This is a genomic window from Nocardioides ginsengisoli (assembly GCF_039537225.1).
In the GTDB taxonomy this organism is placed as follows: Bacteria; Actinomycetota; Actinomycetes; order Propionibacteriales; family Nocardioidaceae; genus Nocardioides; species Nocardioides ginsengisoli.
Genome location: NZ_BAABAC010000020.1, coordinates 40,421 through 61,138, shown reverse-complemented (window position 1 = coordinate 61,138; position 20,718 = coordinate 40,421). Strand labels below are relative to the sequence as shown.

General features: G+C 72.1%; 22 protein-coding genes. 9 read left to right on the top strand and 13 right to left on the bottom strand.

Annotated elements, in window-relative coordinates; translation table 11 throughout:
* Positions 1-36: 36 nt before the first annotated feature.
* Positions 37-1,671 carry a DNRLRE domain-containing protein gene (locus AB4880_RS10700; protein WP_367919215.1) on the bottom strand — a complete coding sequence of 545 codons (1,635 nt, stop codon included), beginning with the start codon at positions 1,669-1,671 and terminating at the stop codon, positions 37-39.
* 250 nt (positions 1,672-1,921) lie between these two features.
* Here AB4880_RS10700 and AB4880_RS10695 point away from each other — a divergent pair, with 250 nt between their 5' ends.
* Entirely contained in the window at positions 1,922-2,488 is a 567-nt protein-coding gene (locus AB4880_RS10695) for a hypothetical protein (RefSeq protein WP_367919214.1), read from the top strand.
* Positions 2,489-2,575: 87 nt separating this feature from the next.
* On the opposite strand, the gene AB4880_RS10690 is transcribed toward AB4880_RS10695, so the two are convergent.
* The 3 genes from AB4880_RS10690 to AB4880_RS10680 form a co-directional block, all read right to left on the bottom strand.
* Positions 2,576-3,352, bottom strand: coding sequence for an SDR family NAD(P)-dependent oxidoreductase (locus tag AB4880_RS10690; RefSeq protein WP_367919213.1), 777 nt, complete (start codon positions 3,350-3,352; stop codon positions 2,576-2,578).
* Between the two features lie 92 nt (positions 3,353-3,444).
* Positions 3,445-4,275, bottom strand: coding sequence for a diaminopimelate epimerase (dapF, locus tag AB4880_RS10685; protein ID WP_367919212.1), 831 nt, complete (start codon positions 4,273-4,275; stop codon positions 3,445-3,447).
* Positions 4,276-4,306: 31 nt separating this feature from the next.
* Complete coding sequence (locus AB4880_RS10680) at positions 4,307-5,674, bottom strand: phospholipase D-like domain-containing protein (protein ID WP_367919211.1); 1,368 nt, start codon at positions 5,672-5,674, stop codon at positions 4,307-4,309.
* A gap of 135 nt (positions 5,675-5,809) precedes the next feature.
* Between AB4880_RS10680 and AB4880_RS10675 the strand changes: the two genes are divergently transcribed.
* Entirely contained in the window at positions 5,810-6,466 is a 657-nt protein-coding gene (locus tag AB4880_RS10675; protein ID WP_367919210.1) for a hypothetical protein, read from the top strand.
* Here the strand turns inward: AB4880_RS10675 and AB4880_RS10670 are convergent.
* From AB4880_RS10670 to AB4880_RS10655, 4 genes are all read right to left on the bottom strand, one after another.
* Positions 6,450-7,097 (bottom strand): MSMEG_1061 family FMN-dependent PPOX-type flavoprotein, encoded by a 648-nt coding sequence (locus tag AB4880_RS10670; protein ID WP_367919209.1) that lies wholly within the window; start codon positions 7,095-7,097, stop codon positions 6,450-6,452. The two genes, AB4880_RS10675 and AB4880_RS10670, sit on opposite strands and share 17 nt — an antisense overlap.
* On the bottom strand, positions 7,094-7,663 hold the full coding sequence (locus AB4880_RS10665) for a dihydrofolate reductase family protein (RefSeq protein ID WP_367919208.1): 570 nt from the start codon (positions 7,661-7,663) through the stop codon (positions 7,094-7,096). The genes AB4880_RS10670 and AB4880_RS10665 overlap by 4 nt, the downstream gene beginning before the upstream one ends.
* Positions 7,663-8,574 carry a helix-turn-helix domain-containing protein gene (locus AB4880_RS10660; protein WP_367919207.1) on the bottom strand — a complete coding sequence of 304 codons (912 nt, stop codon included), beginning with the start codon at positions 8,572-8,574 and terminating at the stop codon, positions 7,663-7,665. The genes AB4880_RS10665 and AB4880_RS10660 overlap by 1 nt, the downstream gene beginning before the upstream one ends.
* 115 nt (positions 8,575-8,689) lie before the next feature.
* On the bottom strand, positions 8,690-9,934 hold the full coding sequence (locus tag AB4880_RS10655; protein WP_367919206.1) for a PucR family transcriptional regulator: 1,245 nt from the start codon (positions 9,932-9,934) through the stop codon (positions 8,690-8,692).
* Between the two features lie 163 nt (positions 9,935-10,097).
* Here AB4880_RS10655 and AB4880_RS10650 point away from each other — a divergent pair, with 163 nt between their 5' ends.
* The 3 genes from AB4880_RS10650 to AB4880_RS10640 are packed head-to-tail and all read left to right on the top strand — an operon-like array spanning position 10,098 to position 14,804.
* On the top strand, positions 10,098-11,522 hold the full coding sequence (locus tag AB4880_RS10650) for a class I adenylate-forming enzyme family protein (RefSeq protein ID WP_367919205.1): 1,425 nt from the start codon (positions 10,098-10,100) through the stop codon (positions 11,520-11,522).
* Between the two features lies 1 nt (position 11,523).
* Positions 11,524-13,380: a DUF3556 domain-containing protein gene (locus AB4880_RS10645; protein WP_367919204.1), complete on the top strand. Its 1,857-nt coding sequence runs from the start codon at positions 11,524-11,526 to the stop codon at positions 13,378-13,380.
* Entirely contained in the window at positions 13,377-14,804 is a 1,428-nt protein-coding gene (locus AB4880_RS10640; RefSeq protein ID WP_367919203.1) for a phytoene desaturase family protein, read from the top strand. The genes AB4880_RS10645 and AB4880_RS10640 overlap by 4 nt, the downstream gene beginning before the upstream one ends.
* Before the next feature lie 10 nt (positions 14,805-14,814).
* Here the strand turns inward: AB4880_RS10640 and AB4880_RS10635 are convergent, their stop codons facing one another.
* Together AB4880_RS10635 and miaA are read right to left on the bottom strand one after the other, a co-directional pair.
* Positions 14,815-15,405 (bottom strand): hypothetical protein, encoded by a 591-nt coding sequence (locus AB4880_RS10635; RefSeq protein WP_367919202.1) that lies wholly within the window; start codon positions 15,403-15,405, stop codon positions 14,815-14,817.
* Between the two features lie 31 nt (positions 15,406-15,436).
* Positions 15,437-16,348 (bottom strand): tRNA (adenosine(37)-N6)-dimethylallyltransferase MiaA, encoded by a 912-nt coding sequence (gene miaA / locus AB4880_RS10630; protein WP_367919201.1) that lies wholly within the window; start codon positions 16,346-16,348, stop codon positions 15,437-15,439.
* Positions 16,349-16,405: 57 nt separating this feature from the next.
* Here miaA and AB4880_RS10625 point away from each other — a divergent pair, with 57 nt between their 5' ends.
* From AB4880_RS10625 to AB4880_RS10615, 3 genes are all read left to right on the top strand, one after another.
* A complete protein-coding gene (locus AB4880_RS10625) occupies positions 16,406-16,648 on the top strand; it encodes an antitoxin (protein WP_367919200.1) in 243 nt (80 codons plus the stop codon).
* Between the two features lie 67 nt (positions 16,649-16,715).
* Positions 16,716-16,919: an antitoxin gene (locus tag AB4880_RS10620; protein ID WP_367919199.1), complete on the top strand. Its 204-nt coding sequence runs from the start codon at positions 16,716-16,718 to the stop codon at positions 16,917-16,919.
* A 55-nt stretch (positions 16,920-16,974) separates the two neighbouring features.
* Entirely contained in the window at positions 16,975-17,463 is a 489-nt protein-coding gene (locus AB4880_RS10615; protein WP_367919198.1) for an NUDIX hydrolase, read from the top strand.
* 11 nt (positions 17,464-17,474) lie between these two features.
* Here AB4880_RS10615 and AB4880_RS10610 read toward each other — a convergent pair whose 3' ends face one another.
* The gene (locus AB4880_RS10610; protein ID WP_367919197.1) at positions 17,475-18,203 is read right to left on the bottom strand and encodes a Type 1 glutamine amidotransferase-like domain-containing protein; all 729 of its coding nucleotides are present in this window, start codon (positions 18,201-18,203) and stop codon (positions 17,475-17,477) included.
* 6 nt (positions 18,204-18,209) lie between these two features.
* On the bottom strand, positions 18,210-19,730 hold the full coding sequence (gene miaB / locus AB4880_RS10605) for a tRNA (N6-isopentenyl adenosine(37)-C2)-methylthiotransferase MiaB (protein WP_367919196.1): 1,521 nt from the start codon (positions 19,728-19,730) through the stop codon (positions 18,210-18,212).
* Positions 19,731-19,802: 72 nt separating this feature from the next.
* On the opposite strand from miaB, the gene AB4880_RS10600 reads away from it, so the two are divergent.
* Complete coding sequence (locus tag AB4880_RS10600; RefSeq protein ID WP_367919195.1) at positions 19,803-20,186, top strand: hypothetical protein; 384 nt, start codon at positions 19,803-19,805, stop codon at positions 20,184-20,186.
* Positions 20,187-20,231: 45 nt separating this feature from the next.
* On the opposite strand, the gene AB4880_RS10595 is transcribed toward AB4880_RS10600, so the two are convergent.
* The gene (locus AB4880_RS10595; RefSeq protein WP_367919194.1) at positions 20,232-20,711 is read right to left on the bottom strand and encodes a hotdog fold domain-containing protein; all 480 of its coding nucleotides are present in this window, start codon (positions 20,709-20,711) and stop codon (positions 20,232-20,234) included.
* Positions 20,712-20,718: the final 7 nt, after the last annotated feature.

The following is a 20,718-nucleotide window of genomic DNA, read 5'->3' as shown; positions in this document are numbered from 1 at the left end:
CAAGGGTAACGACGAACCACGCCGATGGCTTCCCGATTACGGCTGCTGCTTCTCCCCCAGGCCGAGGTTGCGCAGGTCGGTGCAGGCGACCTTCGGGTCGGCGTAGTCGAAGCAGGTCCGGATCTGGAGCACGGCCGGCTCGGCGAGCTTGCCGCCGTTGTAGTTCTCCTGGGTCGCGTTCCAGGTCAGCGCACCGGTCGTCGTCCGGCCGCTGGTCGAGGTCAGCGCGCCGGTCCACGGCTTGCCGTCGGCGGTGACGAGCTGGGTGGCCACCCGCCACTGGGTCTCGCCGGCGACCCGCCAGTAGAGGACGCCGGTGCTGGCGGTCGGCGGACCCGACACGTTCACGGCGAAGGAGGTGCGGCCGTAGGAGTTGGCGGCCGGCAGGGAGAACACCGGGCGGTCGCCGACGCCGTACGAGATCGTGGCCGGCTCGCTCATGTTGCCCGCGACGTCACCGGCGATGACGACGATGTCGTGCCAGCCGGCGACCGGGGCGTAGGCCAGCGTCCCGTTGCCCGAGGCGTCGGCGTTGACCAGGAAGGCCTTGCCGTCGGCGGAGACCGCGAACCACTTCGTGTCCGGCGTACCGGTCAGCGTCAGGGTGTCCGAGGCGGGCACGGTCTTGGTCCACACGTTGTTGGTGAACTTCGCCGAGGTGACCGCCACGGTGGGCGCGGTGGCGTCGACGACGAGCCAGTTCGCCGTGGGCGACGTGCTGCGGGCGCCCTGGCTGTCCTGCGACCAGGCGCTGAGGATGTACGGCGTCCCCTCGGTCAGCTTGCCGGCCGGGACGTCGATCGAGGCGGTCTCCCCCGACGCGACGAGGGCGCTGGTGCCGGACCAGACGATGTCGTTGCCGTGGCTGATCTGGAAGAAGCCGGCCACCTGGCCGCCGCCCGGGTCGCTCACGACGGCCGACAGGGTCGGCGTGGTGGTGCGGGCGTAGCCGTTGGCACCGGGCGAGGCGGTCAGCTTCGTCGGCGTGCTCGGCGGCTGGTTGATCGTGACGGTGAGGGTCGCGGCCTTGGCGGGGTCGCCGTTCTCCAGCGAGCGGTACTTGCGGTAGCCGGTCGCCTTCGACTCGGCATCGGGTCGGATCTGGACGCCGTTGTTGGCGGCACCGGCGGCCCACGCCTGGACGATGGCGGTCGCGTCCCACTTCGCCGGGCCCTCGGCCGCACAGGCCTTCGCGCCGTTGGCGGTGGTGTTGGTCGTGGAGCCCGTCGCGACGGTCGCCGGCTGGGTCGACCACTTGACGGTCGCGGGCTTCCACGCGGCGGTGACCCGCGAGAGGCGGATCGCGCTGCCGGCGCAGGAGCCGGTGACGAAGTTGCTCAGCTGGAGCTCGGCGCTGACCACGGTCGACGAGGTCAGGTCGATCGAGCCGAGGTCGAAGCTCAACAGCGAGCGGGTCTTGGTGAGGCCGTTGTTGGACGACCCGACGACCAGCTCGGTGGCGGCGGACCGGTTGGGCTGGCTCAGTCCGCTCTGCACGTAGGTGTCGCCGGTGGCGGTGAGCACGACGGTCGTGGTGCCGTCCGGGTTGGGAGCCGGCGGCTCAGCAGCCGCCGCGGCCGCGGCGTGCGCGCCGGCCGGCAGCTGCAGCGATGCGGCGACGAGCGCGGACGACGCGGCCAGGACCGCGCGCTTGAACCTGACATCAGCCATGAGCCGACACCGTCTTTCGCTCGACGGGGCCCTCATGACGCGACGCACGCCACCCGTCGCGCGCACAGTAAAGGAGCCTGTCCGGACCTGTCTCGCTTTTGGTGGGACTGCGCCTGAAATTCACCCGCGCCGGCGCGAGCGCGCGGGTGGCCTGCGCCACGTCGGGACTCGGGGCATAGCGGCGCGGCGGCAGCGTCGTTGGAAGGGCATGCGTGCTCTACGGCCGGGGGGCGAGAGCAGGGTGTTCATCGTGATCGCCGTCGTCTCCGTCATCGTCATCGTCGCTTCCTTCCTGCTCCGTTCCGGAGGGTCGGACGGCGACGGATCGACCGACCACGCGGTCGACGTGCCGACCGGGACGACGACCACCCCGACCGCCCAGCCGGCCGCGCTCCCGCGCGCGCCCCGCTCGGGCGCGACCACGCCGGGCGACACGTCGACGGATCTTCCGCCCGGGTTCCCGGGCGAGGGCCTCACCCTGCCGCCGCTCGCCCCGCCGCCCGGCCTGGCCGGCAAGGGCGGCAGCGTCGGCCTGCCCAAGATCCACGTCAAGCTCGAGGTCTTCTCGGCCCAGCCGATCGGGATCGTCGGCTGGCAGGTCCCGACCAACCCCGACACCCCGACGGGCGTCTCGCGCGGTGTCGGCACGCGCTGGTCGAAGACGATCATCGCCTACGGCCGCCCCGACTACGCGCGGCTCTTCTTCGGCGCCGGCCCTTCCGGCACGCCGGTCACCTGCGTCATCACGGTCAACGGCAAGGTCACCGAGCGGCGGTCCACGGACGGGCCGTACGGCCGGACCATGTGCCAGGGCTGAGCGGTGGGAATCCCCGCTTCAGCGGGGAATCCTGCGCTTCCTGCCCGTTGCAACGGGCAGGAAGCGCAGGGAAACGTCAGGAAGTGATCACTTCGGGGGCATCCGGATGCCACCGTCGACGCGGACGACCTCGCCGTTCATGTACGAGTTGGTGAGGCACTCGACGACCATGCTGGCCAGCTCGGCCGGCACGCCGAGCCGCTTCGGGAAGAGCACGCTCTCGCCGAGCTTGGCCTTGAACGCCTCGGCAGCCTCGCCCTCGCCGTAGATCGGAGTGTCGATCAGGCCCGGGGCGACGGTGTTAAGGCGGATGCCGGAGGCCGCGAGGTCGCGGGCGACCGGCAGGGTCATGCCGACGACGCCACCCTTCGAGGCCGAGTACGACGCCTGGCCGATCTGGCCGTCGAACGCGGCGACGCTGGCCAGGTTGACGATGGCGCCACGGCAGCCGTCCTCGTCGGCCTCGTTGGTGCTCATCACGGTGGCGGCCTGGCGGACCATGTCGAAGGTGCCGATCAGGTTGATCGCGACGACCTTGGTGAACGCCTCGAGCGAGTGGGCCGACTCGAGCTGGCCGTCGCGGCCGATGGTGCGCTGGGCCCAGCCGATGCCGGCCGAGTTGACGACCGCGCGGAGCGGGGCGATCTCGGCGGCGGCCTTGACCGCGGCGCCGATCTGCTCGGTGTTGGTGACGTCGACCTGGGCGAAGACGCCGTTGATCTCGGCGGCTAGGGCCTCGCCCTTGTCGGCCTGGAGGTCGGCGACGACGACGGTCGCGCCCTTCGCGGCGAGCGCGCGGGCGACGGCGGCGCCGATGCCCGAGGCCGCGCCGGTGACGATGGCGGAGGATCCGGTGAGTTCCATGGTCGGGAGCATAGGGCGCGCCCGGCATCGTGACACCGTCGGTGTCACTGTCAGGTCAGTGTCACGTCGGGCGTCGGGTCGACGCCGGGGGCTCAGAGGCCCGTGACGCCCTCGGCGAGGACGACGGCCGGTCCGCTCATCAGGATCCGGTCGTCGGCGGTCCAGGTGATCCGGAGCGTGCCACCCGGCAGATCCACCCGGTACGCCGTGTCGCGGGCCGCGCCGTCGGCCAGCGCGGACGCGACCATCACCGCGCACGCGCCCGTGCCGCACGAGCGGGTCTCGCCCGAGCCGCGCTCGTGCACCCGCATCGCGACGTGACCCGCCGCCCGCCGTACGACGAACTCGACGTTGACGCCCGCCGGATAGACCGCCGGGTCGTGGTCGGGCGCGTCGAGCAGCGGCCCCGCGTCGGCCAGGTCGTCGACGAAGGCGACCGCGTGCGGGTTGCCCATGTCGACGTGGAGTGCCGGCCACGACCGCTCCCCCACCGCGACGGTGGTCTCCTCGAGCACCTTGGGCGTGCCCATGTCGACGGTGATCTCACCGTCGACGGCGCCCCCGGCGAAGGTCAGCACCTTGACGCCGGCGCGGGTGGCGACCGGCACCGGCCGGATCGGGTCGACCAGGCCCTGCTCGGCGAGGTGGCGCCCGAAGACGCGGACACCGTTGCCGCACATCTCCGAGACGGATCCGTCGGCGTTGCGGTAGTCCATGAACCACTCGGCGTCCTGGCCGAGGCCGGCCGCGCCCACGGCCGCCGTACGGATCACGCGCAGGACGCCGTCGCCGCCGATGCCCGCACGGCGGTCGCACAGCGCGCGGACCCGCTCGGGGGTCAGCTCGCCGTGGACGGCGCCGTCGGGATCGGGCAGCAGGACGAAGTCGTTCTCGGTGCCATGGCCCTTGAGGAAGGGGTACACGCCTCCAGGGTAGGGGGTCGGCCCCCGACCCTCAGAGACCGTTCTCCTTCATGAACGAGTAGGGGTCGACCGGGATCGCGCGGCCCTCGACCATCGACGACCTCACCGGCGCGAGGTTGACCGGCCCCCAGCGCTTGGGGCGGTTCTTGTAGAGGAAGTCGGTCCAGTTGATGTAGGCCTGCGTCATCCCGGGCTCGCGGAACTCGCCGACGACCTCGTCGCTCGCCAGCGGCACGGCGCTCCAGTTGGCGCTGCCGTTGTAGACGACCCGGGCGTTGGTCTGGCCCTGGTAGACGCCGCTGATGGCCAGCGACTTCAGATGCAGGTAGATGTCGTAGACGCCGTTGCGGTCGCGGTCGTAGGCGAGCTGCAGCTTCTGCACCTTGCCGCGGCTCAGGATCTTGAAGACGTCGCCGCCCATGAGCGCGTAGACGATCCGGATGTCGCAGCCCTGCCGCTTGAGCCCGACCAACTTGCGCGCCAGTCGCTTGCCGCGGTCGCCGTGGACGGCGGTCTGCATGATCCGGATCTTCGTGCGGCCACGCCACCCCGCGCCGCCGGTCGCGCCGGTGCAGCGGATCTGGTTGAGCCGGGTCAGGTCGGGGTCGGGTACGGCGCGCGCGACGGCCCCCTTGTAGGGATAGAACGCCACGCCCTGGGTCGCGCTGAACCGCGCCGCCCGGTAGCCCCGGCCGCCCTGGCTCCGGTCGAGCGACATCTCGTTGAAGATGCCCCGGAAGGTGTCGTAGATCCGCTTGTTGCCGACCCAGGTGTAGAGGTCGTTCCACTGGTCCTTCGCGGCCACGTCGGTGGCGTTGTTGGAGCCGAACATCGTCACGTAGGCCCGGTCGGTGACCCGGCTGAACAGGAAGAACTTCGAGTGCGGGATGCCGCGGGCGCCGCGACACGATCCCTTGCACCGCTTCAGCCAGCTCTGCACCGGCCGGTTCTCGCGCCCCTTGAGCACCTTCGCGACGGCCGCGGCCTCGGGGTTGGGGTGCTCGCGCGACCAGTTGCCGTAGTCCATGATCACCTGGACGGCGACGCCGCGCTTGTGGGCGCGGATCAGCGCCTTCGACCAGGAGCGGCCGCGGATGTTCCACGCGGCCATCTGGATCACGTCACCGCGGTTGGTGCTGTCGATGCTGCGCAGCACGTGCCGGCGGATGCCGACCGCACTGGTGCCCTTGCGGCCGTAGGGCTCGTTGAACCGGAGCCCCGGCTTGGGCCGGTAGGTGTCGCGGACGCGTGCGCGCACCGCGGTCGGGGGCGCCGCCGTGGCGGCTGCTGCCGCCGGTGGCGCGGGGGCCGCCGTGGCGACGGGGTCGGTGATCCCCGGCAGCAGGCTGAGGCCCAGCGCCGAGGTCAGGAGCGTGCAGGTCAGGAGTCCGAGTCTCATGGAAAGCACAATCTGAGGTGACAACGAAGACCGCTTCACCCTACGTGACGGGTCCGACCACGGGCGGATCGCGGCATCCGGGAGTCGCCCCCGTGGTACGACGCGTCGCTGCCCCGAGCCGCCTAGCGTCGAGGCATGCCCGCTCGCACGCTGAACCCGCGCACCGCCGTCCTGATCGCCGTACTCGTCGCCGCCGTGCTGCTCGCACCGCAGCTGCTCGCCTCCGCCCTCGTCGGCCCGTTCGCGAGCGTCGGCGGGCTGCGCGACGCCCTGCCCGGCGCCTTCGCCGAGCACTGGCGGATCGGCGAAGGAGCGGTCACCCGGTCACTGGCCGACGCCGCCCACTACTGGACCGCCTTCCACCTGGTGAAGGCCGTCGCGGCGGCGCTGCTGGTCGTCGTCCTGATGCGGGCGCGGCTCCGGATCCTGGCGGTGCTGCCGCTGGTCGTCGTCCTGGCCAATCTCCAGGGGGCCGTCGCGCCGGTCTCGTCGCTGCTGTCGATGCTGCCGGCAGACGCGCTGCGCGCCACCGCCGACGCCCGCGGTACGACGGCCTTCGCCGCGCTGGTGCACGACTTCGCGATCTACCACGCGGCGATGGTGGTCCTCGCGGCCGCCGCGACGGTCGCGGCCGTGGTCGCCGGCGTGCGCGCGTGGCGCCGCGACCGGCGCGCGGTCGCCGTCGTCCTGCTGGCCGCGGCGGCCCTGGCCGCGGTGGTCACGGCCGCCAACATCTCCACGACCGCCGACCCCGAGCCGGCGCTCGTCGCCTTCCTCAGCGCGGGGGCGTGACGTAGAGACCCTGCTCGTAGCGCGGGCCGTAGTAGTCGTCGAGCAGCTCGAGGCTGTCGCCGGGCCGCTCCAGCCGCTGCGCGAGGACCGCCCGGCGCGGCACGCGGGCCTCCGGGTCCCAGGTTTCCGGCCGCCACAGCTGCGAGCGCAGGAACGCCTTCGCGCAGTGGAAGAAGATCGTCTCGATCTCGACGACGACGGCGAGCAGCGGGCGGTGGCCCTTGACGACCATCGCGTCGAAGAAGGGCGCGTCGGCCACCAGCCGGGCGCGGCCGTTGATCCGCAGCGTGTCGCCGCGGCCGGGGATGAGGAAGTTCAGGCCGACGTACGGGTTGGCGAGGATGTTGCGGTAGCCGTCGGCCCGCCGGTTCCCGGGCCGCTCCGCGATCGCGATCGTGGTGTCGTCGACGACGTGGACCAGCTGTCCGGCCGGGTCGCCCTTCGGCGACACGTCGCAGCGACCGGAGGCGTCGGCGGTGCCCATCACGCAGAACGGCGACGCGGCCAGCCAGTCGCGGTCGACGTCGGTGAGCGCCGCCCGCTCCTTGTTCCGTACGGCGAGCGTCGGCTCGCCGAGGAGCGCGGTCAGGGCCGCGTCGTCGGTGATCTCGGTCCACGCGTCGGCAGTCACCCGCCCAGGGTAGGCCGGTCCTCCTTCAGCGGTCCGTCGACCTCGTAGCGGGCGGTCACGAAGGCGCCGTTGCGCGCGGTCTCGGCCAGGCGCAGGTCCATCCGCCGGGGCAGCAGTGGCCGGCCGGCGCCGAGGACGACCGGCGCGATCGACACGATCACCTCGTCGAGCAGCCCGGCGTCGGCGAACTGGCCGGCGAGGTCGCCGCCGCCGACCACCCACACGTCCTTGCCGTCGGCCGCTGCCCTCAGGTGCTCGTGCACCTCGGTGACGTCGCCGTGCGCGAAGCGCACGTCTGCTCCCGCGAGCACCGGCAGCTCGCGCGAGGTCATCACCCAGGTCGGCTGCGGGTAGTACCACGGCTCGCCGGTCTCGGCGAGATGCGCCAGCACCCACTCGTAGGTCGTCGAGCCCATCACCAGCGCGCCGATCCGGGCGATGAACTCGGCGTAGTTCTGCGGGCCGTGCTCGTCCAGGTCCTGCCGCATCAGCCAGGCGAGCGAGTCGTCGGGGTCGGCCAGGAAGCCGTCGAGCGTGGTCGCGGTGTAGTAGGTGGTCCGGGTCATCAGGCCTCTCCTCGCTCGGCGCGCAGCCAGTTGATGGGGTCGCCGTCGTCGAGGTCGACGCCTGCGCTGCGCAGCAGGTGGCGGGCGAGTTGCCGCCGGTGGGCGGCGTAGGTCAGGACGTGGGTGACGACGCTGCCGAGCTGGAAGCTCTCCGGCGGCTCGCACAGTGCGTCGACGAGGCGGTCGTCCCAGCCGCCGCGGTCCTCGACCTCGCGCACGAACGCCAGCCACCGCGCGGCGACCGCGTCGTGCCGCGCGATCAGGTCGGCGGCCGTGGCGCCGTCCGGACGCTCGGGCAGGTCGAGTCCCTCGATCGCGGCCAGCCAGACCTCCTTGGTGCCGACGTGGTACTCGAGGACGGCGGCGACCGACTCCTCGGGCCCCTCCCACGAGGTCACCTCGTGACCGGGCAGCCGGATCCGCCGGAACTCCTCGTCCGACAGCCCCTTCGCGACGTCGAGCAGCGCCCGCGTGTCGTCGAGGTCGTGCCGGACCAGCTGGTCGGTCAGCGGGCTCATCGTCTGCTCCGTGCTGTGGACCCACAGGCTCGTGGGCGGGTGGAAGTGGATGCCGTTGGCGGCCGGGAGCCAGGTGCTGCCCGCCGTACCGGAGACGTCACTGGGCGGATGGCCGTAGGCACGGGCGAACGCCCGGCTGAAGCCCTCCAGCGACTCGTACCCCGCCTCCCACGCGACATCCGTGACGCTCGCTCCCCCGCGCAGCCGCCACGCGGCACGCTCGAGCATCACCCGCCGCCGCATCGCGACCGGCGACTCTCCGGCGTCGCGCGAGAGCGTCCGGCTGAAGTGGTACGGCGACGCGTAGGCCCCGCCCGCCATCTGCTCCAGCGTCCGGTGCTCGTCGGCGAGAACGGCGTCGAGGAGCTCGCGCAGGCGGTCACGGCCGGTCATGCGCCCAGTCTGTCGCCTCGTCTCCGCCGACGCTTGACCGTTCTTGCTGTCGTACCGGACGTCTGCGTCGCGAATCGGGCCCTGCTGCGACCCGGACGTCCGGTACGACGGGGGATCAGCGCGCGGCGAGCACCTCGGGCCCCAGCCACTTGCACGCGATCAGAGCCAGCTCGAGGTCGAGCCGCTCCTCGCCGAGCGGCTTGCCGCGGGCCTCGACGGCCCGGTCGACCCGGTACTTCACGGTGTTCTTGTGCAGGTGCACCCGCGCCGCCGTGGCGACATAGCTCTCCCGCTCCTCGACGAAGGCGAGCAGCGTCTCGCGCAGCCGGGCGGCGCCCTCGGAGTCCTCGGCGAGGTCACCGAGGGTGCTGCGGACCATCCGGCGGGTGCCGGCGAGGTCACGGGCCAGGAGGGCCGCGGCGCGCACGGTCGGGTCGTCGTACGCCAGGGCGGGGCGGGCGGGATGCTGGCCGAGCTGGGCGACCTCCTGCGCGGCGGCCGCGCCCTGGTGGGTGAACCGGAAGCCGGGCTCCCCCGCCCCGGCCGAGCCGATCGCGACGTGGACCTGGCCGTCGCCCTCGGCGAGCAGCGCGTCGATCACCCCGAGGTCGACGTCGGCGGTCCGGCCGATCGGCAGCCACGCCCAGGCGGTCTCGCGGTCGCGCGGGACGAAGAGCGGGTGTCCGCCGGCGCCCAGCCGCTCCGCGATCCGTACGACGGTCCGCTCGGCCGCGGCGAGGTCGCCGGCGCCGGGGTCGGTCCACAGCACCAGCCCCAGGTGGTGCTGGCGCAGCCGGTAGCCCAGCGCCGCCTCGGTGGCGGCGAGGTCGACCCGGTCGCCGCGCAGCAGCGCGTCGACGGTCTCGCGCTGGACCGCGCTGCGGTTGGTCAGCCAACGCTCCCGCTCGGCCTGGTAGGCGCCCATGACCTCCTCGGACACCGCGTCGACGTACACGAAGGAGGTGTCGGTGAGCAGCCGGGTGGTCTCCAGCGCGAGCACCGGGTCGGGCACCCGTGCGGAGATCTGCTCGCTGGCCCAGCTCAGGATCAGCTGCTGGCCCAGCCGGTAGGCGCGCAGCAGTGCGCTCGGCGAGGTGCCCCGCTGGGCGAGCCGCCGGGCGTACTCGACGGCCGCGGCCGGCGCCTGGATGTCGGTGCTCGGCACGTGTCCGCGCAGGAGATGCGCCAGCGTCTCCAGGTTGGAGCCGGCGCTGCCGTCGAGCAGCGCGACGAGCGCGGGGTCGCGGGGCAGCTCCGGGATCCGCACCCCGAACTGCTCGACGAGGAAGCCGGTCAGCTCGACCCGTCGCTCGGCGAGCACCTCGGCGACGCCGTGCAGCTCAGTCTCGGCATCCAACACATCGACCTCCTCTTTGGCGCCCGGCACCAACGGGTGACGACGGTCACGACATCGTGCCAGAGGGCGATGTCACAACGCCTTGGCCCCCGGACGCCGAATCCCCCGCCCGGCTTTGGTTCCGACGACCAAGAACCAGGGCTTCCTCGGGATCTACCTTCCGAGCATGACGCTGACCTACCTCCCCTGGATGCGCCCCTCGTCGTACGACGAGCGGCCGTGCGTCCGCGACGACCGGACCGAGCTCACCTACCGTGCCTTCGCCGAGCGGGTCGAGGCCGCCGCCGAGCACTTCGCCGGCCGGGGCGTCGGCCGGGGCGACGTGGTCGCGGTGATGCTGCCCAACCAGGTCGAGCTGCTGGTGGCCATCATGGCGGCCTGGCGCCTCGGCGCGGCGGCGACGCCGATCAACCCGACGTTCACCGCGGCCGAGGCGGGACATCAGATCTCCGACTCGGGCGCGGTGCTCGTGGTCGACGGCGCGTCCGTCGGCGAGCTGCCGACCGTCGCGTCGGGCGGCCTGCCCGCACCCTCGACCGACGCCGGCGACCTGGCGCTGCTCGTCTACACCAGCGGCTCCACCGGCCGCCCCAAGGGCGTCATGCTCGACCACGGCAACCTCGGCGCGATGATCGCGAGCATGCGCGAGGGCATCCACGCGCAGGCCGACGACCACTGCCTGCTGGTGCTGCCGCTGTTCCACGTCAACGCCATCTGCGTCAGCTTCCTGACGCCGATGTCGGTGGGCGCGCAGCTGTCGGTGCTGCAGCGCTTCCACCCCGTGGAGTTCCTCGGCGCGATCGAGCGGCTGCGCCCGACGTACTTCTCGGCGGTGCCGACCATCTACTCCCACCTGGTCGCGCTGCCGGAGGAGGTGCGCGCCGACGTGAGCTCGGTGCGCTTCGCGATCTGCGGCGCGGCACCCGCGCCGCCGGAGCTGTTCGCCGCCGTCGAGCGCCGCTTCGGCTTCCCGCTCGTCGAGGGCTACGGACTCTCCGAAGGCACCTGCGCGTCGACGTGCAACCCGGTCGACGGCGTCCGCAAGCCGGGCACGGTCGGCCCCGCGCTGCCCGGCCAGCTGGTCGCGATCATGGCCCCGGACGGCATGCTGCTGCCGGCCGGCGAGCGCGGCGAGGTGGTCATCAAGGGCGCGAACGTGATGCGCGGCTACCTCAACCGCCCGGAGGCGACGGCGGAGACGCTCGGCGACGGCTGGCTGCACACCGGCGACGTCGGGATCCTCGACGAGGACGGCTATCTGCGGATCGTCGACCGGATCAAGGACATGATCATCCGCGGCGGCGAGAACATCTATCCCAAGGAGATCGAGAACGTCCTGCACGCCTTCCCCGAGGTGCTCGAGGCGGCGGTCGTGGGCGGCCCCGACCCGACGTACGGCGAGGTGCCGGTGGCCTTCCTCTCGCCCCGGCCGGACGCCACCATCGACGTGGACGCGGTCCTCGCGCACACCCGGGAGCAGCTGACCAAGATCAAGGTCCCGGTCGCGGTGCACGTGCTCGACGTACTGCCGAAGAACCCGGTCGGCAAGATCGACAAGCCCGCGCTGCGGGCGCGACTGGCAGGAGAGTGACATGGGGTTCGTCAAGCCGGCTCCCGAGGTGATGCCCCCGGCGGAGCTGCTCGCGCTGCCGCTGCAGCAACGGATCAGGGTGCTCACCACCGCCTGGGTGACGCAGGGCTTCAACACCCCGCGGATGCTGCACGTCGTCTACATCCTCAAGATGCTGGGCCTCTACTTCGCGGTCGGCCTGGCCATCACCGCGTGGACCACCGGCCACGTCGCCTTCGGCGACCCGAGCACGTGGTTCGACAATGTCGTCGTCTACCAGAAGCTCGCGGTCTGGCTGATGCTCCTCGAGGTGATCGGCCTCGGCGGCGCGTTCGGCCCCCTGTGCGGCCACTTCACGCCGATGCTCGGCAACATCCGCTACTGGCTGCGGCCCGGCACCATCCGGATGGCTCCGTGGGGACGGCGGGTCCCGCTCACCGGCGGCGACGAGCGCACCGTCGCCGACGTCCTGCTGTACGTCGCCGTCCTGGCCAGCCTGGTCTACCCGCTGCTCGTCCACGCCGACCCGGTGGCGCTGGTGCCGTCGGGCACGGGTCCGCAGGAGCTGATCCCGCCGCTCGCGTTCGTCCCGATCCTGGTGACGATGCCGCTGATGGGTCTGCGCGACAAGGTGGTCTTCCTGGCCGCGCGCTCCGAGCAGTACCTGCCGATCATGCTGTTCTCCGCCACCCTCGGCGCGATAGCGCTGCGCGACGGCGCGAGCGCCGGTGACTTCGTCGACCTCGTGGTCGCCTTCAAGATCATCATCTGCGTCGTCTGGATCGGCGCCGGCGTCTCCAAGATCGGCGATCACTTCATGAACGTCGTCCCGCCGATGGTGTCCAACAGCCCCGGCCAGCTCGACGTGATCAAGCGGCTGCACTACCGCGGCGCCCCCGACGACCTGCGTCCGAGCCGGCTGGCCTGGTTCATGGCGCACGTCGGCGGCACCACCGTCGAGATCATCATCCCGGTCGTGCTGCTGCTGACGGCCGACGACACGATCGCGATGCTGGGCGCGATCGCGATGCTGATCTTCCACGTCTTCATCACGTCGACCTTCCCGCTGGCCGTGCCGCTGGAGTGGAACGTCTACTTCGGATACATCGCGATCGTGCTGTGGGGCGGGTTCGGCGACGGCTTCGCTGCGTCGACGTACAACATCGGCAGCTTCTCGCGGCCGCTGCTGCTCGTTCCGATCTTCGCGCTGCTCCTGTTCGGCCCGGTCCTCGGCAACCTGCGGCCGGACCTGGTGTCCTTCCTGCCGTCGATGCGCCAGTACGCCGGCAACTGGGCCTCGGCCGTCTGGGCGATGAAGCCCGGCATCGAGGCCCGCCTCAACGAGCTGCCCCTCGTCGAGAACCAGGTCGACCAGCTGCAGCGCATGCAGCCGATGCCCTACGACGCCGACACCGCCGAGATGACCATCCAGAAGGCGCTCGCCTGGCGCTCGATGCACAGCCAGGGCCGCGGCCTCTTCTCGGTGCTCTATGCGCGCCTCGACGACATCGAGACGCGGACCGTCCGCGAGGGCGAGTTCGTCTGCAACGCCGTCCTGGGCTGGAACTTCGGCGACGGACACCTCCACGACGAGCGCCTGGTCGCGGCCATCCAGAAGCGGCTGAACCTCGCCCCCGGCGACCTCGTCGTCGCCTACTGCGAGTCGCAGGCGACGCCGTGGCGGACCTCGCGCCCGCAGGAGTACCGCGTCATCGACGCCGCCCTGGGTGTGGTCGAGCGCGGCAGCTGGGACGTCCGCGACTGCGTGCGCGAGCAGCCCTGGCTGCCCAACGGACCGGTCCCGCTCACCGTCTCGTGGACCGCCGACGGCTACCGTCGTCCGGGAAGCGTCGTCGAAGGGAAGGATCCCGTGGCGTGACGAGTGCGGTGGTGGTCGGCAGCGGGCCGAACGGGCTCGCGGGCGCGATCCGGCTCGCCCAGGCGGGCGTCCGGGTCACCGTCCTCGAGGCCCACGAGCGCCCCGGGGGCGGCACCCGCACCAGCGAGCGCACGCTCCCCGGCCTGCTGCACGACGACTGCGCCGCCTTCCACCCCACCGGCGTGGCCTCGCCGTACTTCCGCTCGCTGGGGCTGGAGCAGCACGGCCTGCGCTGGCGGTGGCCGGAGATCGACCTGGCCCACCCGCTCGACGACGGCCGCGCAGGCTATGCGACCCGCGCGCTCGCGGAGTCGTCGACGGCATCCCTCGGCGTCGACGCCGCCCGGTGGCAGCGGATCTTCGGCCCGATGGTGCGCCACTTCGACGCCCTGATGGAGGACGTCCTGCAGCCGGTCGTCCACCTGCCACGGCACCCGCTCGCCCTCGGCCGGTTCGGGATGCAGGCGCTGCTGCCGGCCACGTGGTCGGCCGCCCGCTTCGAGGACGCCCCTGCCCGGGCGCTGTTCATGGGCGTCGCGGCGCATGCGTTCGGCCGGCTCGACACTCCCCTGTCGGGCTCGGTCGGCCTGATGCTGACCAGTACGGCGCACGCGGTCGGCTGGCCGGTCGCCGAGGGCGGCACCGAGGCGATCACCCGGGCGCTGGTGTCGGTGCTGACCGGCTTGGGCGGAACCGTCCGGTCCGGGGTGCGGGTGACGTCGCTCGACCAGCTGCGGGACGTCGACGGCCGCGCGCCCGACGTCGTCCTGCTCGACACCGCGCCGGCCGGCGTGCTCTCGATCATGGGCCCCGCGCTGCCCCCACGCGTCCGGCGCGCGCTGACCCGCTACTCCTACGGACCCTCGGCCTTCAAGGTCGACATCGCGATCGAGGGCGACATCCCGTGGCGGAACGAGGCCTGCCGCCGCGCCGGCACCCTCCACCTCGGCGGCAGCGCGCCCGAGATCGCCGCGATCGAGAAGGCCTCGGTGCGGGGCGAGATGCCGGAGCGGCCGTTCGTGCTGCTCGGCCAGCAGTTCCTCGCCGACCCCTCGCGGTCACACGGCACCGCCAACCCGGTCTACGCCTACGCCCACGTCCCGCACGGCTACGACGGCGACGCGACCGAGGCGGTCCTCGGCCAGATCGAGCGCTTCGCGCCGGGCTTCCGCGACCGCGTCCTCGCCGTCGCCTCGCGCGGCCCCGCCGAGCTCGAGGCCGACAACGCCAACTACGTGGGCGGCGACATCAGCGCCGGCGCCAACACCGCCCGCCAGATCGTCTTCCGCCCCCGCCCCGCCCTCGCCCCCTACTCCTTGGGCGTCCCGGGCGTCTACCTCTGCTCGTCGGCGACGCCACCCGGCGGCGGGGTGCACGGCATGAGCGGCTTCCACGCGGCGGAAGCCGCGCTCGCGCGGCTGTGAGGCCGCGGCCTCACTCGTCGCAGGTCGAGTCGGCGGTGCCGAGGAAGGACGGCACGTCGCTGACGACGACCTCGTGGGAGGCCAGCAGGCTGTTCACGGCGATCGACGGCCAGGGCTGCTCCGCGCCGCCCTCTCCGTCGCACCCGGACTCGCGGAACCGCACGCGCACCTCGACGACATAGCTCTCTCCGCCGTCGAGCTGCCGGTCGAGGTCGACCACCGCGTCACCCCCGTCGCTCTCGTCGTCGACCGGGACCCGACGGCTGTCGATGGACGTCACCTCGTAGGCCGAGCCGGCACTCGGCCCAGCGGGGAAGCGGACCTGCCCGATCCGGACGCCGCGATCGCCGTTGTTGCGCACCTCGATGTGCAGAATGCAGGCGAATCCCCGCCGCATCGGGATCCCGACCCGTCGGAAGTACTCGGCGCCGAAGCCGTCGTCGGCGACCCTCGTCGGGCGGGTCCCCTCGCACACCGTGTCGCCGGTGGAGGTGACCACGTCGGCCGCCCTGCGGAACCCGACGCTCCACAGCACCCCGGTGGCCACGAGCAGGACGAGCACGACCGAGACGCTGAGATAGGCGATCCGACTCCGGGTCATCGGGGCATCATGTCGCCCCGCCGCGCCGCCGTCAGACGTTTCGCACGACGTCGAGCGCCCTCGCCACCCGGTCCGGGTCGTCGTAGGCGAGCCAGGTGATGCGCGGGTCGTTGCGCCACCACGCCATCTGCCGACGCGCGAACCTCCGCGTCGCGACGACCGTCTTCTCGATCGCCTCGTCGACCGTCATCTCCCCCGCCAGCACGGCCATCGCCTGGCGGTAGCCGATCGCGAGCGACGCCGTCCGGCTCTCCGCGAGGCCCTCCCCGAGCAGCCGCTCGACCTCGTCGAGCAGTCCCTCGTCGAACATCTGCCGCACCCGCAGCGCGATCCGCGGCTCCAGCACGTCGCGGTCGATCGCGACGCCGAGCTGGACGGTGTGCGGGTCGACGTACTCCTCGACGGGGAGGTGGGCGCTGAACGGCGCCCCGGTGATCTCGATGACCTCGAGCGCCCGGACGACGCGCCGCCCGTTCTCGAGCTCGATCCGCTCGGCCGCGGGCGGGTCGAGCTCGCGCAGTCGGGCGTGCAGGGCCGGGCTGCCGACCTGCTCGAGCTCGGCCTCGAGGCGGGCGCGGACCGCCGGGTCGGTGCCGGGGAACTCGAAGCGGTCGAGGATCGCCCGCGTGTAGAGCGCGGATCCGCCGACCAGCACCGGCGTCGTGTCCCGGGCGCGGAGCTCGGCGATCACCCCGCGCGCCCAGCCCTGGAACTCCGCCACCGTGGCGGGATCGCGGACCTCGAGCGTGTCGAGCAGGTGGTGCGGGATCCCGCGTCGCTCGGCGAGCGGCAGCTTCGCCGTACCGATGTCCATGCCGCGGTAGACCTGCATCGCGTCGGTGTTGACGACCTCTCCCCCGAGCGCCTGCGCGAGGTCGAGCGACAGCGCGGTCTTCCCACTGGCGGTGGGGCCGACGATCGCGACGATGGGAGTGCGGGACACGGGACTAGTCTGGCAATGACCCACCCAGCGGCTGACTCGGGCCGAACGCAAGGAGAGATGACCATGGGAATCATGGACCGGCTGAAGGGCGCCAAGGACACCGTCGTCGACAAGGTCGGCGACGCCGTCGACAAGCACGGAGACAAGATCGAGTCGGGCATCGACAAGGCCGCGGGCTTCGTCGACGACAAGACCGGCGGCAAGTACCACGACAAGATCGAGTCGGCGAGCGGCAAGGCCAAGGAAGCGATCGAGAAGCTGGAGCACGACGAGCCCGACGGCGACGACACCTCCGCGTGAGCCCCATCCTCTAGGGTGTGGGCGGCGGCTCAGGTCGGGCCGCCGGACTCACACTTGGGGGTTTCTCGTGGGCTTTCTCGATGACGCCAAGGACAAGCTGACCGACGCGGTCGACAGCCAGGGCGACAAGATCGGCGACGCGGTCGACAAGGCCGCCGACTTCGCATCCGACAAGACCGGCGGCAAGTTCGACGACAAGATCGAGCTGGGCGCCGACAAGGCCAAGGACCTGCTCGACGGTCTCGACGGCCGCAACGACGACATCGGCTGACCGACCGGCAGTTCCAGCAGTCCCAGCACATCCAGCAGATCGAGAGAGCGCCTCGGTGACCGTCCAGGACCCCGCGACCGGCAAGACCCGATTCGTGGTCGTCCCCGCGTCCTACGTCTTCCTGCTCCGGGAGTCGTCGGACGGCGCGGGCACCGAGGTGCTCCTCCAGCTGCGCCAGAACACCGGCTACATGGACGCCCACTGGGCGGCCGCAGCGGCCGGGCACGTCGAGCGCGCCGAGACGGCGGAGGACGCCGCCCGGCGTGAGGCGCTCGAGGAGATCGGCGTCGCCGACCTCGACCTGCGGTTCGCGACCGCGATGCAGCGCACCGCGCACGATCTGCCGATCGACGAGCGGATCGACTTCTTCTTCACCGCCCACGCCTGGTCCGGCGAGCCGCGCATCGTGGAGCCGGCCAAGTGCGCCGACCTGCGCTGGTTCCCGCTGTCGGCGCTGCCGACGCCGGTGGTGCCGCACGAGGCCGTCGTCCTCGCGGGGCTGCGCGACGGTGACCTGCCGGGGCTCACCCACCACGGCTTCTAGGTCGACAGGCGTCAGAGCCGGCGGGTGTCGAGCCGGGTCTCGACGGCCGCGCCGTCGGCGCCGCGCTCGACGAAGTACGCCGCCTTGCCGTCCTGCTCGGTGAGCGCCTCGACCAGCTCGGTGCCGCGGTAGTGCAGGCCGACGCCGTCGTCGGTGGCGTAGCCGGCGGGCAGCGTCCCGTCGGCGATCAGCCGCTGGAAGAGCGGACGGCGCTGCTCCTCGGAGTCGTAGTGGACGCCGTTGGAGTACGGCAGCAGCCCGAGCCCGTTGGTGATCGGCCGCAGGTCGGGCCCGAACGAGTCGGTGGTGCCGCCGGCGTGCCAGCAGATCGAGCCCGCGGAGACGCCGGTCAGGACGACGCCCGCCTCCCACGCCTCGCGCGTCACGTCGCCGACGCCGTGCAGCTCCCACATCGCGAGCAGTCCGGCCACGCTGCCGCCCCACACCCAGATCACGTCCTGGGACAGCAGGTGCGCGCGGATGTCGTCGACATTCGGCATCGCGAACAGCGACAGGTGGTTGCCGTGGAAGCCGGACTCCTGCGCCATGTCGTAGAAGTCGCGGATCACCGCCGGCTGGTCGCCGCACGCAGTCGCCAGGAAGCACACGCGCGGCGCCCGGCCACTGACGCCGGCCAGGTCGACGGCGTACTCGGTCAGGGGGCCGACGGACCACTTGTTGCGCGGGCTCGCGACCATCCCACCCGAGGTCGCCAGGATGGTCGGCGCGTCAGCAGCCACGAGCGATCAGCCGCAGACCGGCGCGTCCGGCAGCGGCGCGGGGACGCCGAGGGAGGGCATGCCCAGCCCGACGCTCGCGCTCGCCGCGGTGGCCGGCTCGGCCGTGCGGCGCTCCCAGGCGTCGCCCGAGCGGGTACGGCGCAGCGCGCGGACCGGCCCGTCGGCGACCAGGTGGTGCGGCGCGGCGTACGTGACCTGGACGGTGACCATGTCGCCGGGCCGCGGCGCGCCCTCGACCTGCGAGAAGTCGGCCTCGAAGTGGACCAGGCGGTTGTCGGGCGCGCGGCCGGAGAGCCGGTGGGTCTCGGCGTCCTTGCGCCCCTCGCCCTCGGCGACCATCAGCTCGAGCTCGCGGCCGACCAGCCGCTTGTTCTCGTCCCAGGTGATCTCGTTGACCAGCTCGACGAGGCGGTTGTAGCGGTCGCTGACGACGGCCGGCTCGACCTGGTCGTCGAGGACGGCGGCGGGCGTGCCGGGCCGCTTGGAGTACTGGAAGGTGAAGGCGCCGGAGAAGCGGGCCTCGCGGACGACCTTCAGCGTCTCCTGGAAGTCCTCCTCGGTCTCGCCGGGGAAGCCGACGATGATGTCGGTGGTGATCGCGGCGTCGGGCAGCGCGGCACGGACCCGCTCGATGATCCCGAGGAACTTCTCCTGCCGGTAGGACCGGCGCATGTCCTTGAGGACCTTCGACGAGCCGGACTGCAGCGGCATGTGCAGGCTGGGCATCACGTTGGGCGTCTCGGCCATCGCCTCGATGACGTCGTCGGTGAACTCCGCCGGGTGGGGGCTGGTGAAGCGGACCCGCTCGAGACCCTCGATCTCGCCACACGCGCGCAGCAGCTTGGAGAACGCCTGCCGGTCGCCGAACTCGACGCCGTAGGCGTTGACGTTCTGGCCCAGCAGCGTGATCTCCGAGACGCCCTCGGCGACCAGCGCCTCGATCTCGGCGAGGATCTCGCCGGGGCGCCGGTCCTTCTCCTTGCCGCGCAGGCTCGGCACGATGCAGAACGTGCAGGTGTTGTTGCAGCCGACGCTGACCGACACCCACGCGGCGTACGCCGACTCGCGCTTGGTGGGCAGCGTCGACGGGAAGACGTCGAGAGACTCGAGGATCTCGACCTGCGCCTCCTGCTGGCTGCGCGCCCGGTCGAGCAGGGCCGGCAGCGACCCGATGTTGTGGGTGCCGAACACGACGTCGACCCACGGCGCCTTCTTGACCACCGTGTCGCGGTCCTTCTGCGCCATGCAGCCGCCGACCGCGATCTGCATGCCGGGGCGCTTGGCCTTGACCGGGGCGAGGTGGCCGAGGTTGCCGTAGAGGCGGTTGTCGGCGTTCTCCCGGACGGCGCAGGTGTTGAACACGACGACATCTGGATAGTCAGCTTGCTCACCCTCGGGCGCCATGACGAACGGGGTGTAGCCGGCGTCCTCGAGAAGGCCCGCGAGGCGCTCGGAGTCGTGGACGTTCATCTGGCAGCCGTAGGTGCGGACCTCGTAGGTCCTGGGCTGCTCCTGCGTGGTGCTCATGACCGGTCCAGCGTACGGCGGTCGCGGGCCACCGCCCGAATCCTGTCGGCGGCGGGCCAGTAGGGTCGCCCCATGGCTGACCCCGCTCCCGGATTCGTCGCCCGCAACAACCAGGTGATCGGCAGCGTCCTGAGCATCGTCGCGCTGCTCGTCTCGGCGGGCGCCGGCGCCGGTCTGATGCTCGGCACCGACACCCGCGGCATCTCCGCGATCCTGACCGTGCTCACCGTCGCAGGCGGCTCGTTCACGCTGCTGCTGGTCGGCATCGGGGCCTCGCTGCGCGCGATCACGCCGGCGGAGCAGTGGCTGCGCGAGGAGAACGACTGGCGCCGCGAGATGGGGCTGCCTGCCCTCACCGACGCCAGTACGGCGTCCCCGCGCCCGCGCGTCGTCCTGATCGCCGTCGCGGCGGTGGTCGCCGGGCTCGCACTGAGCGTGCTGCCCGACATCCTCTGACCCGCCCGCCGCGACGCTCCGGCCCCGCTTCCGGCCTGCGGGTGACTACTTCTTCTTGCTGGTGACCCAGAGGTTGATGGTGCCCTCGATGACGACCGTGCCGTCGTCGCGGACGCCCTTGACCCGGACCGGCAGGTCGCCCTCGGCGGTGTCCCACTGCTCCTGGTCGGTCTCGGCGGTGCAGACGATGTCGCTGGTCGCCTTCGCGGTGTAGGCGACCTCCATCCCCTTGGGGATCCAGCGCTTGCCGCTGGGGATCGTCGCCTCGGCGAGCGCGCCCATCGCCATCTCGAGGCCGTTGCACAGCGCGATCGCGTGGACGGTGCCGATGTGGTTCTGGACGCTGCGCCGCTTGGGGATGCGGACCTCGGCGTAGTTGGGCCGCAGCTCGCTCACCCGCGGGTGGATCGAGGCGAAGTAGGGCGCCTTCTGGCTGAAGGCGAGGGAGAACACGCGCTTGCCGAGCGTGCCGCCGACCACCGGCAGGCTGGTGGTCGTCTTCCAGAGGCTGTGGACCTGGCTCATGCCCCCG

Coding starts and splice junctions, on each gene's coding strand:
- AB4880_RS10700 (WP_367919215.1), bottom strand. CDS start 1,671: ATGGCTGATGTCAGGTTCAAGCGCGCGGTCCTGGCCGCGTCGTCCGCG.
- AB4880_RS10690 (WP_367919213.1), bottom strand. CDS start 3,352: ATGGAACTCACCGGATCCTCCGCCATCGTCACCGGCGCGGCCTCGGGC.
- AB4880_RS10680 (WP_367919211.1), bottom strand. CDS start 5,674: ATGAGACTCGGACTCCTGACCTGCACGCTCCTGACCTCGGCGCTGGGC.
- AB4880_RS10675 (WP_367919210.1), top strand. CDS start 5,810: ATGCCCGCTCGCACGCTGAACCCGCGCACCGCCGTCCTGATCGCCGTA.
- AB4880_RS10665 (WP_367919208.1), bottom strand. CDS start 7,663: ATGACCCGGACCACCTACTACACCGCGACCACGCTCGACGGCTTCCTG.
- AB4880_RS10660 (WP_367919207.1), bottom strand. CDS start 8,574: ATGACCGGCCGTGACCGCCTGCGCGAGCTCCTCGACGCCGTTCTCGCC.
- AB4880_RS10650 (WP_367919205.1), top strand. CDS start 10,098: ATGACGCTGACCTACCTCCCCTGGATGCGCCCCTCGTCGTACGACGAG.
- AB4880_RS10645 (WP_367919204.1), top strand. CDS start 11,524: ATGGGGTTCGTCAAGCCGGCTCCCGAGGTGATGCCCCCGGCGGAGCTG.
- AB4880_RS10635 (WP_367919202.1), bottom strand. CDS start 15,405: ATGACCCGGAGTCGGATCGCCTATCTCAGCGTCTCGGTCGTGCTCGTC.
- AB4880_RS10625 (WP_367919200.1), top strand. CDS start 16,406: ATGACCATGGGAATCATGGACCGGCTGAAGGGCGCCAAGGACACCGTC.
- miaB (WP_367919196.1), bottom strand. CDS start 19,730: ATGAGCACCACGCAGGAGCAGCCCAGGACCTACGAGGTCCGCACCTAC.
- AB4880_RS10600 (WP_367919195.1), top strand. CDS start 19,803: ATGGCTGACCCCGCTCCCGGATTCGTCGCCCGCAACAACCAGGTGATC.
- AB4880_RS10595 (WP_367919194.1), bottom strand. CDS start 20,711: ATGAGCCAGGTCCACAGCCTCTGGAAGACGACCACCAGCCTGCCGGTG.